Genomic DNA, 21,489 nt, shown 5'->3' with positions numbered 1-21,489 from the left:
TCTCATCCTCCGACGGTGGCCTTAAGGCCCATCCGGCCGGCCAGCCTAACCGCATCTTTTGCAGCCTCTTCCGGGCATTCCGGCACTTCTTCCAGTGGGTACGGAAGGCCCAGCGCCTTGTACTTACCAAGTCCCAGCTTATGATACCGCAGAATATCCACCTGACGGACGCAGCTGCCCAGCGATTTCACAAACTCCAGCCGCCTCTCGATATCCGCGCGGCCGTCATTCAAGCCGGGCACAATGACCATGCGCACGATCATCTCTTTTCCCATATCCGCCAGCTTCTTTGCGTTATCGAGGATTATCTGATTATCTGTACCGGTGCATTGTTTATGCACCTTACGGTCCCAGGCCTTGATATCATACAGGATCAGATCCGCCAGTTCAAGTGCCGGATACACAGCCTCAAAATCCCACAGCCCGGCCGTATCCAGCGCCATATGGATATGATCCTGCTTAAGCAGCTTCATAACCTCATACAGAAACTCCCTCTGCAGCAGGCACTCCCCTCCGGAGAAGGTAACCCCGCCCCCGGAGTTTTCATAAAACGCACGGTCACGGACCAGCTTCCCGTACAGCTGCAAAACGGTCATCTCCATGCCTTTTTCCTCATAGGCGTCATAATAACAGATATCCGGCATTTCGAAGAGGTTTGTGCATTTCTCACGGTCGATGATACAGCCCTCATCCCCAAATATAACGGACCCGTCCGCCCCATGGGCCACGCAGGCGCCGCATCTATGACAGCGGGAAGCATAATACATGATTTTCCTGCCGGGATACATCGCCTCCGGATTGGAGCACCACAGGCACCGCAGATTGCAGCCTGTAAAGAAGGCGGTGGTGCGGATTCCCGGTCCGTCCTTGGTGGAATACATCTGTATATTGGATAAAAGTCCTGTTAACGCTGACACGTCCAACGCTCCTTATCTTTTTATTTCATTGCTCTCCTCTATTGCCAGTCATGCTCTGTTCTTGCGATGATGGCATCCTGCGCCTCCGGCATCAGGGTGGAAAACAGGGCACAGTAACCGGCCACACGCACCATCAGATCCACGTGATCCTCCGGATGCTCCTTGGCATCCTTAAGCGTGGCGCTGTCCACAATATTGAACTGGTTATGAAACACATTATAAAATCTGGCGGACTCAATAAACGCCGTAAATTTCTCCAGATTTTCCTCCCCTGCCAGCGCTCCCGGTGAAAACCGCATATTCAGCAGCTGGCCGCCTGCAATCTTCTTATTGGGCAGCTTGGATATGGAATGGATCACCGCGGTGGGGCCGTTTCTGTCCGCTCCCAGGCAGGGAGAAGCGCCCTCATTCAAAGGCTTTCCCGCCAGCCGCCCATCCGGCGTGGCTCCCACATCAAATCCGTTGGGCACATAGGAGGTGATATTGGAGGTGGACATGGTATAGCGGCATCCCTTGGGCCCGCAGCCATAGCGGTCCGTATGATAGTTGGGCAGCAGCTGCAAATAGGATTCATAGACATCCGCCACAATCCGGTCCACATAGTCCTCATCATTTCCAAATTTCGGCGCTTTCCGGCACAGCTTGCGTATCCTGGCGCCCTCCGGCCCTTCAAAATTGGCATCCATGGCCTGACGCAGCTCCTTAAGCGTCAGCACGTGATCGTCAAATACCAGCTTCTTGACCGCCGCCAGGGAGTCTCCTACCACGGAAGGGCCGATGTTGGACTGGCTGATAAAGTCGTATTCAGAACCGCCGTTCTTTAATGTTTTTCCTCTTTCCAGGCTGTAATTGATGGTGCAGGAAGCAAACGCGTCCGAATCGTGATACTTCAGCGAACGGTCACAGACCATGTCACAGTCAATAGCCAGCTCAAAATAAAACTTCAGCGCCTTTTCCCAGGCGTCCCAGAGCTCTTCATAGGACTGATAGTCCACATCCCGCCCTTCTTTACCGGTGACGGTAAAGAGCTGAATGCCGGTGGCCGGGTCCATGCCGTTATTCATAATCAGCTCCATGATCTTTCCGAAGTTGATATAGGTCATGCCCGTGGCGCGGTGTCCCCATCTGCCCGGAATCGCCGTTTCCACGCATCCCATAGAAGCGTAATCCCTGGCCACCCCGATGTCAAGCCCCAATGTCATCATGGCCGGTATCACCACCTCGTCACAGAAGACGGAAGGCATACCGAATCCCTTGCGGATCAATTTCGCCGCATCCTTTATCAGGGAATGAGGCGTCGCCTCACAGAACCGCACGCTCAGGTTCGGTTCCGGCAGTCTGGACTGGTTCATCGCTTCCAGGCACAGATAAGAAATATCGTTGGTTCCTTCGCTGCCGTCGGGGCGCATGCCCCCCACCATCAGGTTGGAATACAGCGGGTAGCCGCCGCTGTACTGTGTATGGTCCCAGGGCCGCACTTTATTCAGGCTGTTGGTCATGATGAAGAAATCGGTGATGATTTCCAGCGCCTTCTCCTTTGTGATTACGCCCGCATCCAGATCGGCTTTATAATAAGGGTAAATATACTGGTCAAATCGGCCGAAAGAGAAGGAATGCCCGTTGCTCTCGATCATCATCAGCAGATGCGTCAGATACACGGTCTCCACCGCCTCATGGAAGCTGCGCGCTCCCCCTTCCATCAGATGAGCAAACATCCGGCCAAGTTCTTCCAGCTCCGCCTTCCGCTTCGGATCCTTCTCCGTTTCCGCTTTCTGCGCGGCCAGAATGCTGAAACGCCGGATATACTTCAAAGCAGCATTCATCGCGATCACAGCCGCCTGGTAAAAATCCTTCTGTTCCTTGGTAAGCCCTTCCTGTTTCAGCTTTTCTTCAGCGATCTTCGCCATACCGCCGTATCCTGTTTCCAGCACAAATTCATGGTTGGGTATGATATGGCCGTCTCCCGACATGCTGATGCCGCCCCGGTGCAGGACGCCCTGAGCCTCCGCCTGCAGATTGATCTTCGGCAGATTTCTAAGCACCTCGTCCTGATGGGTGATTCCCTTCCAGCAGTCCTGAAGCCCTTTCAGTTTCTCCTTTGTATCTTCTGTTATCTGAAAGGAATCGCCGGAACGATGTTCAAACTCATCCAGCTCCTCAATCACCCATTGAAAGGAATATTCCGGGAAAATCGGCGCGGCGAAATTTCGGCTGGCCTGATTTCCGATAATCAGCGTATCGTCCTCGATGTAAATGGTCATATTGGACAGAATATCGTCAAAGGCCTTAGCCCTGCGGATCACGATGGGCTCGCCCTCCGTGCGTTTATAAGATTCGGTGATGATACAGGCCCGTTCCGGGCAGATGGTCGCCGTGCGGCGGTTCATCCTGTCCTGCAGGCGTTCTATCCGTTCAAAATCGCAGTCCTGATTCTGCGGCTGAAAGCTTAAAAATTCTACCATAAATTTCTCCTCCTAATTATATTGTCACCAGCCAGAGGCTGATGACCTGCGCACACGCACCTTTATCCTACAGATAATCCGTGATATGGCTGTCTTTGAAGCGCCTCTCCCAATCCTTCTTAAAATCCTCCAGGGACTTCACCGTATACGGATGGTTTACAAATGTGTCGATCAGATCCGGCGTCATCGTGGCAGCCTGACAGCCCGCCACCGCCAGCGCCTGTATCTGCTGTACATTCTTGAAGCTGGCGCCCAGGACCTTTGTAGCAAATCCATAGTTATCCAGAATCCGGATAATATCGCACACCACTGAAACACCGTCACCTGAAATGTTGTCAATCCGGTTCACATAGGGAGCCACATAGTCCGCCCCGGCCTTGGCCGCAATCAGGGCCTGCGCCGCTGTAAATATGGCCGTCACTGTCACCTTCAGCCCCTTTGCCTTGGCCATTTTCGCAGCCTTTATTCCCTCCGGATTCATCGGGATCTTCACATGAAAGTTCGGCCCGAAATAGTCCGTCAGCTTCTCGGCCTGTGAAACCATATCCTCCGCTTTTTCTGCCGTAGTCTGCATATGAATGGTCTGCGAAGGCTGTATCAGTTCTTTAAACTGAGCCAAAACCGTGCGCACCTCGTCTCTCACCCCGGATAAGATCGATGGGTTGGTGGTGAAACCGTCCACCGGATAATACTCCACCGCCCGCCGGATTGCCGCCATATTCGCTGTGTCCAATAAAATCTCCATTCTGATCTCCTCTTTTCTCTTAGATTTTTTTCTCACAAAACTTTCTGCATGGAATGCCTTCGCATTTGAGCGCCGAAGACTCCGATCCGCCTATGTAAAGTGCCTTATATAGTATATGGGTTCTTATCTTTATTGTAACACATATTAACATTTTTTCAAGTTATTATTTGTTACTATCTTGCATCGTTTCAGACTTTACGTTACAGACTTCCAGCAGCACAGCCCGGATTCGGCTGGGATTTTAGCAGGTTATATGCTATAATACCGACAGACATTATAACGGCGATGATTTCCGTCTAAGGAGGAAGCAATTGATGAGCAATTCATTTTCAGAAATCATACTTTTTCAGGTGAAACCCGACAAACTGGATGAATTTGAAACACTGGTCGGTTTAATCAAAGGAGAACAGGAGGAGCTGCCCGGTTGTATCAGCGTTAAGTATATGAAACGCTTTTATACTTTTGACGGCGTCGAAAATGGCGAGCCGCCAAGGCAGCTCGCCAAAATTGTGAAATGTGTAAAATACTATTTATTTTTGGAATTTGACACCATAGAAAATTGCGGAAGGGCAAATGGCTGGTTTTTTGATCATTACGCAAAACGTGTTATGAAATTGCTCCTTATGCCATTTGATATAAACAGCGGTTATACGATCTGATGGGAGGCATTGCGAAACGCATGATCTAACGCGTTCAGCAACGCCTCGGCGAATTCACCTGGCTTATCCGCTCAATGAGCTTTTCAAAATTCAGCATCCATTTTAAATCAGCAAATGTCATATACGGCGAAAGCACACGGAAAGTAACTGTGATGGTAACTTACTGCTATACTCCCAAAAATGCAGCCAGACAGGTCATCACCAGCAGGCTTGCGAAGATGGAGATGGAATTGGCAAAACTGGACAGAGCTCCGTTCCCGCCGCTTTTTTCCGTAAAAGCCGGCGCCAGCGCGCTGACAGGCGCGAATACTACAACGGCCAGAACCCTTCGCACCTCGTAGGAAAAAGGCGTGCACCAGAACAGCAGCAGGGAAAAACAGGCTCCCATCGCGAGACGGACCGCCACAACTTTAGCGGTATCGGTAAGATAGACCGGATTTTTTTCCGGTTTGAACATCAGACCCACCATCAGCATGGCCATAAAACCGTTGGCATTGGCAATGGGTTTTGTCAGGGTCAGGATCCATTCCGGTACCGCGATGTTTAAAGCATAGAGAAGCAGCATGAGCATATAGGCGTCAAAGGGCACTGAAGTCAAAAAGCGCTTCCATAACGGGGGCAATGCGGGCTGTCCGTCTTCCCTCCCGGCGCCTGTTTTCTGCCCCTGCAACAGCGAAGTGGTGATGCCGAAGGAGCCGCCTGTCACCATCACCGCATTTCCCGTGTCAAACATACAGGCGATGGCGGCACCGGCCGGGCCGAAGAAGCTCTGTATCAACGGAAGGGAAAAGCAGCCGATGTTAAATCCGGCGGCGTTGATCATGGAAAACACACGTCTTCCTCTCTCCTGCCCTCTCGTCAGCAGATACATGACAAGTAAAGGAAGAAGGCTGCAGCAACATCCGATCAGCACCACCAAAAACAGGGACATATCCCGTTCAAAGCCGTCAAACGCGTGGATCACCGCTGCCGGCAGCGTGATGTTCAGCACAATTTTGCTTACAGGGCGGTAATCGTTCTCCCCGAAAAATCCGCCTCTTTTCAGGAAATATGCTCCGAATATAATGATGATAAAAGCCGCTGGCGTCAATAAAAAGCTCATGTTCTTCCTCCCATAGCCGGATCGAAATAATCTAACTGGATTTTAGCACAGGGAATGTTCCTTTGCAACCTCAATGCAGCCCGTCCACCTCCGGCCGTTCCTTTGCGCTGTGGAATCCCGGCCAGCGGCAGATTTCTCCTCTGGTCTGCCGTTCCTTCACCGGCGCCGGCAGCCCGCCCTTTACACAGCAGGCCGCGCCGTTTTCCAGCATATGCGCCGCAAGCAGCCCGCGGAAATATTCGAGCCGGTCAGCATATTCCGGATTTTTTGACAGGTCTTCTCTTTCCATAGGGTCTTTTCTAAGGTCAAAGAAAAGTTCCGCTCCTCCATAGGCTGTCCACAAATATTTCTCATATCCCTCCATGACGGTAAACAAACGGTTTTCCACGTTTCCGTAAAAGGGCGTCCGACGCTCTTCATCCGCAGAAGCCAGCAGATTGACGCCCTCTGCCTGCTGCGGCGCATCGATGCCTGCCATGGACAGTATGGTCGGGAATAGATCCGCCATCTCCGCCAGGCGTTTTGAACGCTTTCCTTCCAGACTGTGATGGGAGAAAGGCGCGTAGGGCGGCCGAATCAGCAGCGGCACATGGGCGGAACCTTCCAGGAATACAAATTTTGCCCCCATATGATGGTCCCCCAGCATCTCACCGTGATCGGAAGTGAAGATAATCCAGGTGCTGTCAAGCAGTCCCAGCTCACGCACCCTGGCAAAGAGCAGGCCCAGCGAATAATCGATCTGCGTGATTAACGCGTAATAAGCCCGTTTCACCTTTTGCAGCTGCGGCGGCGTCATGCGGTAGGCATGGTTGAGCATATAGGTATCATACAACCAGCTCTCATCCATGTCTTCAAGGCTGTCCGACCAGTTTCCGTAAACAGGCGCCTCCATCTGCCCGTCCTCATAGAGATTCCAGTAATTCAGGCAGGGGTCAAAAGGCGGGTGAGGTTTGGTAAAGCTGGTCCATAGAAAGAACGGCCTGGTGGGATCCCTGGTCTCCAGAAAATCAATGGACTTTTTTGTAACCCAGTGGGTCATGCTGTAGGATTCATGCACTGAAGAAAGGGCCGGTTCCATCTCATTTTCCCCGGTGCCGTGATCTTTAGGGATGCCGCGCTCCGGATGCTCCCTCATCTCCCTGTAATAATTCAGAGCAAGATCGATGTGCTCGAATCCGTAATTGGCTCTGGCCGGCTCAAAATGCATCTTTCCCACGCCCCGGGTCTGATAACCGTTCCGGGTCAGAATCCCGGGCAGCGTATCGTGGAATTTCATAGGCAGCCGGTCCGGAAAGTTACCCACGCAGCCGCTTTTATAGCCCTGCAGTCCGGTCATGATGGTCCCCCGGGACGGCATGCATACCGGGCAGTCCGCGTAAAACCGTTCAAAGACGGTCCCTTCCTCCGAAAGCCAGTCCAGATGCGGCGTCAAGATGGTGCGGTTTCCCAGCGCCGCTATGGTGTCAAAACGCTGCTGATCCGTGGTGATTAAAATTATATTGTTCTTTTTATTATCTGACTGTCCCATATGCATACCTCTTTCAGTGCGATCCTAAGCGGAGTGTTTTAGTTCAATAGGGCGTATTTTTCTATTGACAAAGCGGCCTTCCGGAAAACGGATGCTAAAAATCCGTCCCGAAAAGCCGCTTTTTTGCTTATCACAGGATGTGCTTTATTTTGCAACCGCTTCTCTTAAAACAGCATCATCCTCTTCCATGCGGGCGATCCAACCGTCCACATCCATTTCCTTATTCACCAGGCTGTTGATGGAATTGAACAGCTCGTCCATGATTGTGATCTCTGTCTTTTCCGTCAGCGTCCAGTTCACAAAGCAGGGCATCAGTTCGCTGTCCAGCATCTTCAGATTCTCATAGTTGGACTCTGTCATATACTCCTTCACCATATCCGCGCCGCCCTTGATCGCCATACAGGCCTGTGTCTTCTCAGCATTCATCAGCAGATTGTCCTGGCGGTACAGGAATTTCAGGAATTCCTTTGCCAGCTCCGGATTTTTAGCTGCTGCCGGAATCTCAAAGGTTTCAAAGCCGATGTTGGCATACTGCTGCTGTCCGGCCTGGGCTGTAGGGGTGGGAAGGAAACCGTACCGGAAGCCTTCCGGAGCCGCGTCCGCCATCTCTGTTTCGATCCAGCTGCCGGATACGCAGAAGACTGCCTTGCCCTGTACGAATTCCGTCTGCGCCTGGGTATGGGTCAGCGCCACGCTGCCATCTAAGATATATCCGTTATCCACCATCTTCTGATAGAAATCCAGCACCTCTTTCACTTCCGGCTTCTCCCATACGCCCTCTTCATAGTTTGCGATGGCATTCAGCAGATCCGCACCGCCTGCACTGGCCAGAGCCGCAAATAAAACACCCTGATTATATCCGGGATACACGCCCGGGTATACGAACAGCGCCATGCCTTCCTGTTTCGCCTTCTCCCCCAGCGCCAGCATTTCATCAAAGGTCTTGGGCAGTTCCCAGTTCTTCTCTTCAAACAGCCCCTTATTGTACCAGGTTCCCCAGGAATAGTACCAGCTGGGCGTATAGAGAATACGTCCGTCCTTATAGGGCTGGCAGTAATCCAGGATGCCGTCTAAAAGCGTGTCTTCAAATTCCCCCACCACATCGCTTAAATCCAGCAGCGCATCTTCTTTGATCATAGTCGTGATGATGTCCTGCTCCTGTGCAAAAGCGATGAAATCCGGCGGATCTCCGGATACCACGCTGGGCCGGATGATGTCCCCCAGCTGCGGCGAGCAGGTCAGCTCCACCTTCACATCATACTCATCCTCGAATTTTGCACATACGCTGTCCCAGAAATCCGTTCCATAGGCTCCGGCAAACGCCGCCACCTCCAAAGTCTGGCCGGCAAATGCGGACTCCTCACCGCTGTCCTTTGTATTGCCCTGTGTTGTCTGCACTGCCTCTGTCCCCTTTGTTGTCTGCTCCTGTGCCGTAGTCTCCCCAGCAGGTTTCTTCTGGCATGCCGCCAGAGAGGCCATCAGCAGAGCGCCTGCCAGTAACAGGCTGACACCCTTACACAATTTTTTCATACGAAATCCTCCTTCCGACTTTCATTTCTTTGTACGATACTATCTTAACAGCAAACCTCCCGTTTGATAATAAACAAAATTGACCAGCGCATGTAATATTTCATCCTGTTCCGTCATTTTATACAACAAAATAATACATCTCTTTTATTTTATATCATTTTAGTCCATCGTTTTTCAGTTTCAAGCCGTTATTCCATGTGTTTTTATTGTATTTTTGCAGTGCTTTTCCCATATATCCGATTATTTTGTACAACATCGGCCGGACATGTCTATTGCCGGTGCATATTACAGGTTGACCGGCACTGCCGATCCGTTCAGAGGTTTCACAGACAGGGCGGGCCTTTTTTTGTCCGTTTCTATCCGGATATATTTTTCCTCCCCCGCCTCCAGGTTGAAATAATTGTCGGAGAGCCTCACGTCCTCAAGCTCCCCGTCAATCCCGACAAAGCGGGCGAATACATCCGACTGTATGCGGATGCCGCCTTCTGCAGCCCGGACCGTAAGCTTCGCATCGGGCAGCAGGGTTTCCTTATATTCTCCAAAAAACCTCCATGCCTTCTGTCCGCCTGCTTTTGACTCCGCCGCCACATAAAACAGCCTGTGGCGGTTCGGGATAATGACATTGGGATAATACCGGCCGCCTGCCTGCAGCGCCCTGCATCTTTTGGCACTGCCCGGCTGCACCTGTACCTGTATCTCCTCCTGATGGTACAGATTGCCCAGATAATCGCATACCCTAAGCTTTACCGTATCCTCATAGGTATCCCGGCTCTGATTCACCACCCAAAGCACGGTGGAAACCGGACTTTCCGCCTCCAAAAAGATCTGTACCGGAGCAAAAAAGCGCTTTGCATAGTACCAGGATGCCTTCGGAATCAGATCATAATCGATCATGCTCCAGCTGTGACAGGGCGCGCTGTCATTAAGCTGCCAGATCAGCGCGCCCGCGGTGGCAGGAAAATTGCTGCGGTAATGCTGCACCGCATACGCAAGTCCCTCCGCCTGCACAAGCATGCTGTAATCGATATACTGCTCCGCATTTTCCGGCAGACCGGTATGCTGCTCCATATAGTAATACATGCGTTCCAGGCTCTGATCCCGATTGAAATATCCGAAAGAAAAGCTGTCCGTCCGCAGGTTCTCTTCTCCTGTATATTTCTTTACCGTGCAGGCGGCCGGAGCCCCGTGCAGACCGAATTCGCTGACGAATCTGGACGTATCCTCTTTATAGGCCGTATAGGGAACATCCGTAAACCATACATCCCAGTTGTGCCGGTCTCCGCTTTCCATGGAATTAGCCGGACCGCTTTCGCTGAAAGGGGAAGAGGGCAGGTATATCCGGCTCTGATCCAGTTTTTTAAGCCATGACGGGATCAGCTCTTCAAACAGCTTTTTCCCGTAATACTCCCGCTGCAGCCCGATCTTCTCGCAGAGCATGGTAAGCTCCACATTGCCGGCCCACAGCGCGATACACGGATGGACCCGCAGCCTTATCACCGCTTCTGTGATCTCCCTCTTTACATTTTCCAGAAAGTCCTGATCATAATCCGGATACTCTCCGCAGGCGAACATGAAATACTGCCATACCAGTATCCCCTTCCGGTCGCAGAGTTCGTAAAACAGCTCCTTCTCATAAATACCGCCGCCCCAGAGACAGAGCATGTTCATATTGGCCTCTTTGGCCATTTCCAGCAGCCTGATATACCTGGCATCCTCCCCGGCCTTACCGAGTATCCCGTCCACCGGCACCCAGTTAGCCCCCCTGGCCATCATCGGAATTCCGTTTAGGCAGAAGAGGAATCTGGCCTCTCCGTCCATAGCGCGCGTAATCACCTCAAGGCTGCGTATGCCGTAGCTGCAGGCATAGGAATCCACGGTCTCTCCGTCCACAAGCATCGACAGTTCAATCCGGTACAGGTACGGCGTTCCCAGATCATGGGGCCACCAGAATTCCACCTCATCCATCTCCAGTTTAAAGCAGCGCTCCCCGTATACCTTCCGGTAACGGCATCCGTTTTCTCCCGACACCGTCAAAAGATACTGCACCGCATGTTCCCCGGACGCCTCATTTCCTTTGATGAACAGTTCGCTCTCCACCTCAAACAGCAGGGCCGCCTTTTTCTCTTCGATCCGGATATCCGCCGCATCGATGCGGACTTCCCGAAGCCTGCCTGTCTGATAACTGTCCAAATGCACCGGGCGAAACAGCCCTGCCGAAGCGATCCGCGGCGCCCAGTCCCAGCCAAAGGAATATGCTGCTTTTCTCGCATAGGCCCTTTCCGTGGAATAATTGGTCCAGAAGCCTTCCGGCAGCCGCTTTTCGGCCGCCTTTTGGCTCATCACCGGAAAGACCGCCATGAGATCATTGTTCCCAGGCACAAGCATTCCTGTAACATCAAATCTCCAGCAGACAAACATGTTGTCACAGGATCCCAGCAGCTTGCCGTTGAGATAAATATCCGCATAGGTATCGATCCCCTCAAATACCAGTTCAAGATACGGAGCAAGGCACATCTGCTCTGTCAGCTCCAGCCTGGCGCGGTAAGTCCATTCGCTTTTTTCCGCCCAGGCGGCTGCCAGGTCATTGGTTTTGTAACAGGGATCCGGCAGCCTTCCGTTATTTATCAAAATCTGCTGCACCGGCTCCGGACGCTCTGTCTCCATCCATTCCCGCGCCTCATTCCCGGATAAACCTCCCTGTCCAATCTGCCACCGGCTGATCTCCAATGAACCATGAAATTGATCTGTCATTTTTCCACCTGTCCCCCTTTACCGGTCACCAGCCGAAGGCTGATGACCTGCGCACACTTTCCGTTTATGCCCGCACCGCCGCGATCACTTCAATCTCCACCGGGATATTGCCATTCGGCAGATTATGCGTGCCCATTCCGGTTCTGGCATGATATCCCCGCTCTTCCAGCACATCGGCCACAGTATCGGAAAATCCGTCCATCACCTGATCCACATCGGTAAAGCCTTCCGCACAGTTTACCAGGCCAAAGGCCTTTACGATTCCTTCCAGACGGTCCAGACTGCCGAGGTAATCCTTCAGCGCGCCCAATAGAATCACCGCGCACTCCCTGGCAGCCGCGTATCCTTCCTCAAGCGAAAGCTCCGCTCCGACCCGTCCCTGATACAGGGGCTTCCCCGTAATCTGGTCCTCCGGCCCGTGCCCGGATACAAAGATCAGGTTATCCACCTGGCGCAGCAGGATGATTCCCCGTTTTTGCTTAAACTTCAGTTCGATCTCCGTACTGTTCTCTATCACTCTGTTGATCGTATCCATACCGAATCACACTCCTCTTTTGATGGCGCGGCCGGCAAACAGCCCCGTCACCTTCTCTTTATACACGGCGATCCTGCCGTTTACAATCACATGGGCAATTCCTTCCGGAGCCCTTCTTGGATCCCGGTAGGTAGCGGTATCGGTCACTTTCTTTTCATCCAACAGCACCAGATCCGCATAATATCCCTGTTCGATCACGCCTCGGTCCTTCAGACCAAACACCGCGGCCGGGTTTGCCGCCATGCGGTTTGCCATTGTACCGAAGGAAACTCCCTGTTCCCTGGAAAGCCGCAGAAATCTCGGGAAGGTTCCGAAAGATCTCGGATGGGGTTTCAGCCCATAGGGTATGGAATCCGTACACACCATATAATAGGGTCTGGTCAGAAGCCATACGAAATCCCGGTCCATCTGCGCACGTTTTTCCTCATCTTCCACAGGATTGGAGTAATACCCCACATCCAGCTCCTCTTCCAGCAGGATATCACAGATCATATTCTCATTGCTGGTGCCCCGCAGCCTGGCCACCTCTGCGAAATCCATCCCTACATATTCTTCATTTTCCCTAAGATGCGTAAAGGTTCCTGTGGTGGGAATGGTATTTTTCCGCATGCCTTCGCAGATCTTTTCGCGCAGGGCAGGATTTTTCAGCCGCTCAAGCGTGGCCTCATAGCCGCCCTCCACCGCCCAGGGCGGCAGGAAGATCACGGCGTAACCGCTTCCGGAATAATAAGGATAAGTTTCCAGCGTAATCCTCATCCCCTCCGCGATGGCTTTTTCAATCGGAGCCATCAGTTCCTCCGCCCTGCCACAGTTATCCGGACCGGTGCGGAAATGTGAGAAATGGAGCCTGCAGCCCGCTTCCTTCGCGATTTCTATGGCTTCCAGCGTAGCGTCGAAAGGCTCTTCCCTAAACACCGTGCGCGTATGGGTCACATAGGGCACATCATATTCTGCACACACTCTGCACAGCTCGATCATCTCTTTCGTATCCGCGTAAGAACAGGGATAGTAGCTTAGGCCTGTGGAAAATGCCACGGCGCCCTCTTCGAAAGCACGGCGCATCAAATCCTTCGCCTTATCCAGCGCATATCCGCTAAGGGGCCGGTCATGAAATCCCATAGCTTCCAGCCGCACAGTGCCATGGGGCACCTGGTAGGCCACATTAGGTCCGGCCTTTTTATCAAAGCGGCTCAAGTATTCCGACACGCTGCCAAAATCAAGGGGCACATCCTCAAACCATCCGTTCAGCCCTCTTAAATATTTCGCATACATTTTCAGATTGTCCGGCGACAGCGGCGCATAGGACAGCCCGTCCTGTCCCAGCACTTCTGTAGTGATTCCCTGTGCCAGCCCATTGGCATGCTGTCTGTCATATAGGAGAGTCATATCGGAATGGCAGTGGGTGTCTATAAATCCAGGCATGGCACACAGTCCTCTCCCGTCAATTTCATCCCTTCCTTCGGTTTCATCCAGCCTGCCGATTTCGCGAATCCGCTCTCCCCTGATACCGATATCCGCCACATAGGGGGCGGACTCTTTTCCGTCATAGATCTTCACATTCCGTATGATCAGATCCAACATTGTGTTTTCTTTCATTTTGCCCGTCCTTTCAATGTCACCAACCGCAGGTTGATGACCTGCGCACGCTTCAGCGTGCTTCCGCTTTCAATGTCACCAACCGCAGGTTGATGACCTGCGCACTAAAACACGCTCTAACGCAGTTTCACAATCGCTTCCACCACCACAGGCACATTCTGCGGCAGCGCAAACGCGCCCATGGCGGATCTGGCGTGCTGGCCGCGGCGGCCGAACACCTCCACCATCAGGTCGGAAAATCCGTTCATCACAGCTGGCTGGCTGGAAAAATCCGCTCCGCTGTTCACAAGGCCCAGCGCTTTCACCACGCAGTCCACACGGTCCAGCTCTCCCACATAATCCTTGATGGTGGCCAGCATATTCAGGCCGCAGAGCCTGGCCGCCTGATAGGCTGTATCCAGATCCACATCCGTTCCCACCTTGCCGGTATAAACCGGGCAGCCGTCCGAATCCACCGGCAGATGGGCGGATAAAAACATCAGGTTCCCTTTGATTACGGCATCCACCACGCCTTTTCCCCTGCGGTCACGCACCGGCAGGGTAATTCCCAGATTTTCCAGTCTTTTTCCTGTTTCACTCATCACTTATAACCTCTCTTTCTGTCATCAGCCGCAGGCTGATGGCCTTCGCACGCTTCAACGCGCTTTTTTTCCTCATTGATTACATCTTTCAGCGCCCGGATCACCGTATCCGTCTCCTCTTCTGTCAGATTCAGGGGGCTTACGTATACCGCATGGCGAAGCGGGTCCGTCCCTATATAGATGCCCCGGCTTCTCATCCTGGCCGCTGCTTCCTCCGGTTTAAGCCCTTCCGGCAGCTTCAGAAATGCCCTGGGATAGGTCTGTCCCACAGGTCCCCTCTCTTCCCGCCAACCTGCCGTTTTCTCTTCCCGAAAACTGCTAAGTATTCGGTCCACGCGGCAGGATAGCGTTTCCCAGTCGGTTACATGATCCTTCCTCACATAGGCCTCCACCGCTGTGCACAAACCTGCAACAGCCTCTCTGGAGATCTTGCAGCCGCGGCAGACGCCGTGGGCCGGAGCGCCAAAGCGCAGACAATCCTCCAGATAGGATCTTTTTCCGACGATTAATCCGCTGTCCTGGGGCCCTTTCAATGTCTTTCCCCCGCTGAAGATCACCATATCCGCTCCCAGCCGGGTAAACCGCTGCAGATTTTCCACCGGGGGCAGCTGCGCCGCAGCGTCCACCACCACCGGCAGGCCATGCCGGTGCGCGATCTCCACCGTTTGCTCAAGAGAGAGAGATCCCCTTTCATACAGCCCCGACGGGAAATAAAACACGGCTGCCGTGCGTTCGCCGATCTTCCCTTCCAGTTCAAACGCCAAAGTCTCATCCGCATCCCCCACTAAAACCACATTCGCCCCGCTGGCTTCAATGGCCTTATCATAGCAGTTATGCTGACAGTGAAATACCAATATCTCATTCTTCATTCCGGAGGTATCCGGCAGCCTGCGGTACAGGTACTCGTTTCCCTGCGCCATACATACCGCTGCGCAAAGCTGCATGGCGGAGGCCGCGCCGCTTGTCACATAAGCCGCCTCATTTCCGGTGACCGCAGCCAAAAATTTCCCCGCCTGCCTCTGCAGCTCATCCATATCCACAAAGGCCCTTGAAATCTCTTCCATCGCCCTTACCGTGGCCTCTTCCATACGGCTTCCACCGTAAACCGTATAAGTATCGTGGGCATTGATATATCTTCGGATGCCCAGCTTCTCAAAAATATCCATAACCCCCTCCTATGTCACCAGCCGAAGGCTGATGACCTACGCACACTTCAGTGTGCTTCCTCTTTCCTATGTCACCAGCCAAAGGCTGATGACCTGCGCACACTTCAGTGTGCTTCAATGTGCTTTGATACTGGCTCCGCCGTCCACCATCAGTGTCTGTCCCGTCACATATGCGGACATATCGCTGGCCAGATACAGCGCGGCGTTTGCGATATCCTCCGATCTGCCCGGTTCCATCGGCTGCATGCTTCTAAGCAGGTTCACAAAAGCATCCCGCTCCTCCCCCTCCGGATACTGGCGGATCTCGTCGGTCACCGCATCGCTTAGGATTACCCCGGGGCAGATGTTGTTCACCCGTATTCCGCTTTCTGCATAGTCAAGTGCAGCCGCTCTGGCCGAGGCGTTCATGGCCCCCTTGGTGCCTGCATAGATAAAATTGCCAGGCATGGTCATCACGCTGTGGATGGAGGAGATATTGATAATCACCCCGTAATGCCTCTCGAGCATGCCGGGCAAAAGCTGCCGCATGCAGCGCACTCCGCTCTTATAATTGGTTTCCAGAAGCTCCTCCAGGCATTCCATGGAAACCTCATGGGCGGCGCAGCGGCGGTTTACTCCCACCGTATTGACCAGAATGTCGATTCCGCCGAAATCCTTTAGTACCTGGCGGCAGGTTCCTTCGGTCTGTTCCGCCCTGGACAGATCGCAGACATAACCTTTAGCCGCAGGGCAGATTTCCCGTATCTCCTCCACAGCCTTCAAAAGCTTCGGGCGGTTTCGTCCTCCCACCGCCACCGCCGCTCCATGTTCCGCAAACAAAAGGGCGATACTTTTGCCGATCCCCTGGGAGCCGGTGGTGATAAATACCCTTTTTCCTTCCAGCATTTTTTCGTAATTCATAATTTCCTCCCCATCTGCCCAAAACCAAACCGGCATTTCAACGTGATCACTTCAAACGGCCGGTACGGCACTGAGGCTTCATGATCCTCTACTGCGAGGAATGATTCCTCCTCTTCCATCAGGCTGCACATCGCACAGGACTGCAGCGGCAGACCAAACCTCACCGAGGCACAGCCTCTGGCATTGTCATATTCATAGAGCCTTATAATCAGAGCATCCCCGTCTTCCGCCTTTTTCACAGCGGAAACGTTCAGACTTCCCTTCACACAGCTGACAAGCGAAAAGGTATCCGCCGCCAATACAGCGCCGGTTCTGGCCATGAGCGGCCGGTTTAGGTTCTCCGCCTGCCGGATCACCTCTTTGCTGCTGCCGCCCCCATGTGGAAGCAGCGCATAGGTAAAACGGTGGCATCCCTGATCCGAATTGGGATTTGGATAAGTTCCCGCCTTGATCAGACTGATTTTCATCGTCTGCTCATGGACGTCATATCCGTATTTACAGTCATTTAACAGCGCCACCCCATATCCGCCTTCTGAATAATCGGCCCAGCGGTGGGCACAGACCTCATACTTTGCAAAATCCCAGGAAGTATTTCTGTGAACCGGACGCCGGATGCTTCCGAAAGCGATCTCATAGGATGCTTCCGAATTGTTGATCTGCACCGGGAATTCCGCCTTTAAGAACAGGTGGTGTTCCTGCCAGTCAGCCTCGGTCACAAAATCGATCCGGCGCGAGTGCCTGTAAAAAACGATCTCCTGCCGGATACAGGAATGCATAAATTGCCGCTCGGTCCGAACTACGGTCCGCAGCGGATCCGTCTCATCTGTCTCCCATGCATCCAGGCTGTTAAGCTCATATCTTTTCTGAGTGTAATAAGGGCTCAATTCCCAGTTATCATACTCATAGGGGATATCCTCATAGGCTGCCAGCACGTTGGCACGGCCGCCCTCTATAAGGACCTCCCGCTCATAGGCTTTATCATAGAGGGAAACGATCATCCCGTCTTCATCAAACCGCACCCGATAAATATCCGTTTCCAGCGCCGTCGGGGGACCGGATGCCTGCAGATCGGCTGTGCCCGCCCGTGCACCGTTTTTGCAGGCATGCGCGTACGGTTTACACACCTGTGAAAGAGCAAATTTCTTCCATCCCCACGGCGGCACATCCTCCGCCCAGATTCTCTGTCCATCCTCCAGCACGGCCTCTCCGCTCTGAGCCATTCCGCCGGTATTCCACACGGTGACCGTCCCTTCCTCCGGCTCCATAAGACCTTCGCACAATCCGGCCAGGAGCCCGTTTCCGGCCCGGCCGATCTCCTCAAATTCCTTCTCGCTGTCCTCATAGACCTCCTCAATAGAAGATCCCGGAAGTATATCATGGAACTGCTGGATCATCAGACGTCTGTGCAGCTCATAAAGCGCCTCCGCCGGATAGCGCTCCATCTCCCCGGACAGAAGGCCAGCAAGGGCGCCGAAATATTCGATATCGCGCAGCAGATATTCCGTCTTCCGGTTATTTTTCTTGATCCGGGCATTGGAGGTATAGGTTCCCCGGTGAAACTCCAGATACAGCTCTCCCTGCCAGTAAGGCGGATTAGCGGTCTTTTCAAGCTTTCCCGCGGCATAATCGGCATAATCCTTTATGCCGGAAAACTCCACCGAAGGGCATCCGCTGATTCCTTCCTTAAGCGCGTCCGCATACAATACCATCTCTCTGGTGGTGCCCCCTCCGCCGTCGCCATATCCATAAGGAAGAATCACCGCATCGCAGATCCCCTTATCCTGAAATCTTTTCCATGTCCCAAATACAGATTTCGCATCCATCTTTCCGTTATAGGTGGAAAAGAAGGAGTCTTCGGGAAACGCCGTCTCCGGCGCAGTGATAAACGCACAGGGGATCCGGCTCCCATCGATCCCCTGCCAGTAAAACAGGTCATGGGGCACCCTGTTATACTGATTCCAGCTGATCTTGGAGGTAATAAAGAAGTCAACCCCGCTGCGCCTTAATATCTGCGGGAGATTTCCGCTGTAGCCAAATACATCCGGCAGCCATAAGATCCTGCTGTCCAGACCGAATTCCTGCTTAAAAAAACGTTTCCCATAAAGCAGCTGTCTGACCAGGGATTCCCCGCTTGTCAGATTGCAGTCCGCCTCCAGATACATGGCCCCTTCGGTTTCCCAGCGCCCTTCGGCGATTCTTTCCTTAATCTGCTCATAGATCAGAGGGTGGTCCTCCTTCACGAACTGATACAGGACGGGCTGGCTGGAGGTAAAACGGTACTGCGGAAATTCCTCCATCAGCTTCAGCACGGTCTGAAAGCTTCTCGCCGCCTTCTGCCTGGTCTGCTCCACCGTCCACAGCCAGGCCACATCAATGTGCGTGTGACCCACTGCGAACACACGGGGGACGTCCGCGCTTTTTTTTACTGTCAGCGGTACCTTCAGAGCTTCCTCCACAGCCTGTTCAAATTCCGGAGAACCGGGCGATGAAAAGGGAAGCAGATTCATCAGCTGATTTATTTCCTTTAGCAGCGTCTCTCTGCGCAGATCCCCTCCAGGCAGCTGCATCATTACATCGTAAGCAGGCCTTAAACGGTAATACAAAAGCTCCGTCTTCCGACAGTGCAGCCCGCACTCCGCGCCCAGCCACCAGCGGATGTCATCCTCTCCCGCATAGCCGTTTAAATAAAGCGTCAGTGTCTCCCCAGGCAGCCTGTTTCCAAGAAAGATTTCTCGGTGGTTGATATCCGCTCCCTGGACCGGCCTGCCGTCCAGATACACCATGAACTGAGGGCGGTAATTTTCCCACTTCATCTGTTCTTTCATCCTAAGAAGCACCACGGGTTTCTTCTGTTTAAAATCCTCCGGCAGCCGGACACGGAACCGGAACCAGGCCATTGCATGCCTGCCTCCCCAAAGGGAGGTCTCCCCATAAGGCTCCCAGCCCGATTCCCGCCGCTGTGCTTCCCTCACAGAAGCGCAGGGCAGGTTCAGACATTCGATGCCGTCCACTTTTCTCCTGTCCGAGACGATGCTTTCTTCCAGCACCTTCAGCAGGGTTTCCAGACGTCTTTCCAGCATTTCCATAACTGCAGTCCTTTCCGCACAGCCTGTGCATCATCCCTTGATTCCCCCGGCGGCCAGTCCATCCGTTATCTTGTCCTGCATCAGTATGTAGACGATAAAGGTCGGCACCATCACGATCACCAGGCCGGCAAACAGCGCTCCCCAGTCCGTGGCGTACTTTTGGACTTCCATGATGTTTACCAGTCCTACCGTGATGGTTTTTTTCGCGTCGGTCTTGATCATGACCAGAGACATCACATATTCGTTCCAGAAGGACAGCGTATTAAAGATCACCGTTGTGAGGATGGCCGGTTTTGCGAGCGGCACCATCACGCGCCAGAGCACGCCGAAATGGGTGCAGCCGTCCATGATCGCAGCCTCCTCATATTCCTTGGGTATTGTGGCGAAAAAACCCATCATGATAAAGACGGTATACGGAAGAAAATACATCGCATCCACAAAGCTTAGGCCCAGCACCGTATCGTAGATATGCAGCTTTTTCATCAGCTGAAACAGCGGCACGATACCGAATATGGCCGGTAAAAACAGACCGATCAGATAGATTCCCCGAAACAGCCTGACAAACGGAAAGCGGAATCTGGCCAGCACATACGCTGTCATCACGGCCAAAACGGTCACTATCAAAAGTCCCGCGACGGTCAGGACCACGGAATTGAGGAAATAATCTCCGATCCTGGCTTTTACAAAGGCATTGACATAATTGTCAAACACAGGCTTTGCAGGCAGGGACCAGGGGCTTTCATAAAATTCCCTGGAAGTCTTAAAGGAGGTATAGATGGTCCATATAAACGGCGCCGCGACCATGATGCTGTATGCCCACAGAATCAGCCGGGCCGGGATATTCCTGATTATTTTTTTCACTGCAAAACCCTCCTAATATGTAATATCATTCTTGCCGGAAAGGCGGTTATTGATCAGTGACAGCACCAGCGTGATACACAGAATCACCACGCCAACGGCCATGGCATAACCGAAATTACCGTTGCCGAAAGCCTGATCGTACATGTACAGGGAAAGCACCATGGACTTGTTATCCGGCCCGCCGTTCGTCATGATCCTGGTAAAGGTAAAGCTGCCGTTGAATACCGCGATGATGTTAAAAATGATGGCCACATTTAATACATTGCGTATCAGCGGAAGTGTGATCCTGAAAAATTTCTGCAGCGTCCCCGCCCCTTCCAGGTCCGCGGCTTCGTACAGATCCACAGGCACGCCCTCCATGGCTGCGATAAAAAGGATCATATAATAGCCCACAGCCTGCCAGATCATCGTAACACCGATGGCTAAGACCACGGTGCCGCTCTCCCCCAGCCAGGTATGGACCAGAAAATCCGCTCCCACCGCTTTTAAAAAGCCGTTGATGATGCCCACCGACGGATGGTAGATAAAGCTCCACAAAATGGAGGTTACGGAAATCGCGATCACATTGGGGAAAAAAAACAGGATACGGTACAGCTTTTTCTCACGGATCTTTTTTCCGGACAGCAAAGACGCGAACAAAAGCGACAGCGAGATTGTCACTAACGGGACAAAAACCAGCAGGATCAGGTTATTTTTCAACGCGATCCGCACCGTCCTGTCTCCGATCAGCTTCCTGTAATTATTAAGCCCGATGAACTTATAATTCTTCCCCATACCCGACCAGTCCGTAAAGCTCATGGCAAAGGACGAAAGCATCGGATACAGCACAAATGTCGCAAACAACAGAAATGTCGGCACGACACATAAGAAAATAAACAGTCCCTTCCCATACATAAGTTTGCTTATCAGCTTATTCTTTTCTTTCATTTCCACCACACCCTTTTTTGTAACAGCTCAGCTTTGCCGAACTGTGACTTATTTTTTCATGACAACCTGACTTGAATCTGATCCCATGATAACAATTTTTTATGCAGTTTGCGATAAACGATATCGGCCATCGCATGTAATAT

At 52.6% G+C, this 21,489-nt stretch carries 16 protein-coding genes; 1 reads left to right on the top strand and 15 read right to left on the bottom strand.

Translation table 11 applies throughout. The features are described from left to right. Nucleotides 1-2: 2 nt before the first annotated feature. From DWZ56_RS04145 to DWZ56_RS04135, 3 genes are all read right to left on the bottom strand, one after another. A complete protein-coding gene (locus tag DWZ56_RS04145; protein ID WP_118555119.1) occupies nucleotides 3-917 on the bottom strand; it encodes a glycyl-radical enzyme activating protein in 915 nt (304 codons plus the stop codon). Between the two features lie 38 nt (nucleotides 918-955). Beyond that, on the bottom strand, nucleotides 956-3,379 hold the full coding sequence (locus DWZ56_RS04140; protein ID WP_118555118.1) for a glycyl radical protein: 2,424 nt from the start codon (nucleotides 3,377-3,379) through the stop codon (nucleotides 956-958). Nucleotides 3,380-3,446: 67 nt separating this feature from the next. Then, nucleotides 3,447-4,124: a transaldolase family protein gene (locus DWZ56_RS04135; RefSeq protein ID WP_118555117.1), complete on the bottom strand. Its 678-nt coding sequence runs from the start codon at nucleotides 4,122-4,124 to the stop codon at nucleotides 3,447-3,449. A gap of 314 nt (nucleotides 4,125-4,438) precedes the next feature. Here DWZ56_RS04135 and DWZ56_RS04130 point away from each other — a divergent pair, with 314 nt between their 5' ends. Then, entirely contained in the window at nucleotides 4,439-4,783 is a 345-nt protein-coding gene (locus tag DWZ56_RS04130) for a hypothetical protein (protein WP_118555116.1), read from the top strand. Nucleotides 4,784-4,949: 166 nt separating this feature from the next. On the opposite strand, the gene DWZ56_RS04125 is transcribed toward DWZ56_RS04130, so the two are convergent. From DWZ56_RS04125 to DWZ56_RS04070, 12 genes are all read right to left on the bottom strand, one after another. Further along, nucleotides 4,950-5,885, bottom strand: a complete 936-nt coding sequence (locus DWZ56_RS04125) for an AEC family transporter (protein ID WP_118555115.1) — start codon at nucleotides 5,883-5,885, stop codon at nucleotides 4,950-4,952. Between the two features lie 70 nt (nucleotides 5,886-5,955). Then, nucleotides 5,956-7,413, bottom strand: coding sequence for a sulfatase-like hydrolase/transferase (locus DWZ56_RS04120; protein WP_158584438.1), 1,458 nt, complete (start codon nucleotides 7,411-7,413; stop codon nucleotides 5,956-5,958). A gap of 144 nt (nucleotides 7,414-7,557) precedes the next feature. Continuing rightward, nucleotides 7,558-8,943, bottom strand: coding sequence for a carbohydrate ABC transporter substrate-binding protein (locus DWZ56_RS04115; RefSeq protein WP_118555113.1), 1,386 nt, complete (start codon nucleotides 8,941-8,943; stop codon nucleotides 7,558-7,560). Nucleotides 8,944-9,228: 285 nt separating this feature from the next. Further along, nucleotides 9,229-11,694 carry a beta-mannosidase gene (locus DWZ56_RS04110; RefSeq protein WP_118555112.1) on the bottom strand — a complete coding sequence of 822 codons (2,466 nt, stop codon included), beginning with the start codon at nucleotides 11,692-11,694 and terminating at the stop codon, nucleotides 9,229-9,231. A gap of 64 nt (nucleotides 11,695-11,758) precedes the next feature. Beyond that, nucleotides 11,759-12,229, bottom strand: a complete 471-nt coding sequence (locus DWZ56_RS04105; RefSeq protein ID WP_118555111.1) for a RidA family protein — start codon at nucleotides 12,227-12,229, stop codon at nucleotides 11,759-11,761. 6 nt (nucleotides 12,230-12,235) lie between these two features. Then, nucleotides 12,236-13,825 carry an N-acyl-D-amino-acid deacylase family protein gene (locus tag DWZ56_RS04100; RefSeq protein WP_118555110.1) on the bottom strand — a complete coding sequence of 530 codons (1,590 nt, stop codon included), beginning with the start codon at nucleotides 13,823-13,825 and terminating at the stop codon, nucleotides 12,236-12,238. Nucleotides 13,826-13,941: 116 nt separating this feature from the next. After that, a complete protein-coding gene (locus tag DWZ56_RS04095) occupies nucleotides 13,942-14,406 on the bottom strand; it encodes a RidA family protein (protein WP_118555109.1) in 465 nt (154 codons plus the stop codon). Continuing rightward, the gene (locus tag DWZ56_RS04090; RefSeq protein ID WP_118555108.1) at nucleotides 14,406-15,572 is read right to left on the bottom strand and encodes an aminotransferase class V-fold PLP-dependent enzyme; all 1,167 of its coding nucleotides are present in this window, start codon (nucleotides 15,570-15,572) and stop codon (nucleotides 14,406-14,408) included. The genes DWZ56_RS04095 and DWZ56_RS04090 overlap by 1 nt, the downstream gene beginning before the upstream one ends. A gap of 114 nt (nucleotides 15,573-15,686) precedes the next feature. Further along, on the bottom strand, nucleotides 15,687-16,472 hold the full coding sequence (locus DWZ56_RS04085) for an SDR family NAD(P)-dependent oxidoreductase (protein ID WP_243095056.1): 786 nt from the start codon (nucleotides 16,470-16,472) through the stop codon (nucleotides 15,687-15,689). Beyond that, nucleotides 16,469-19,558 (bottom strand): alpha-mannosidase, encoded by a 3,090-nt coding sequence (locus DWZ56_RS04080; protein WP_118555107.1) that lies wholly within the window; start codon nucleotides 19,556-19,558, stop codon nucleotides 16,469-16,471. The genes DWZ56_RS04085 and DWZ56_RS04080 overlap by 4 nt, the downstream gene beginning before the upstream one ends. A 30-nt stretch (nucleotides 19,559-19,588) precedes the next feature. Next, nucleotides 19,589-20,419, bottom strand: coding sequence for a carbohydrate ABC transporter permease (locus tag DWZ56_RS04075; protein WP_243095054.1), 831 nt, complete (start codon nucleotides 20,417-20,419; stop codon nucleotides 19,589-19,591). A 12-nt stretch (nucleotides 20,420-20,431) separates the two neighbouring features. Beyond that, entirely contained in the window at nucleotides 20,432-21,346 is a 915-nt protein-coding gene (locus tag DWZ56_RS04070; RefSeq protein WP_199679542.1) for a carbohydrate ABC transporter permease, read from the bottom strand. Nucleotides 21,347-21,489: the final 143 nt, after the last annotated feature.

The sequence above is a fragment of the Lachnotalea sp. AF33-28 genome (genome assembly GCF_003477885.1).
GTDB lineage: Bacteria > Bacillota > Clostridia > Lachnospirales > Lachnospiraceae > AF33-28.
The sequence above is the reverse complement of the archived record's forward strand: the minus strand, read 5'-3'. Positions and strand labels throughout refer to the sequence as shown.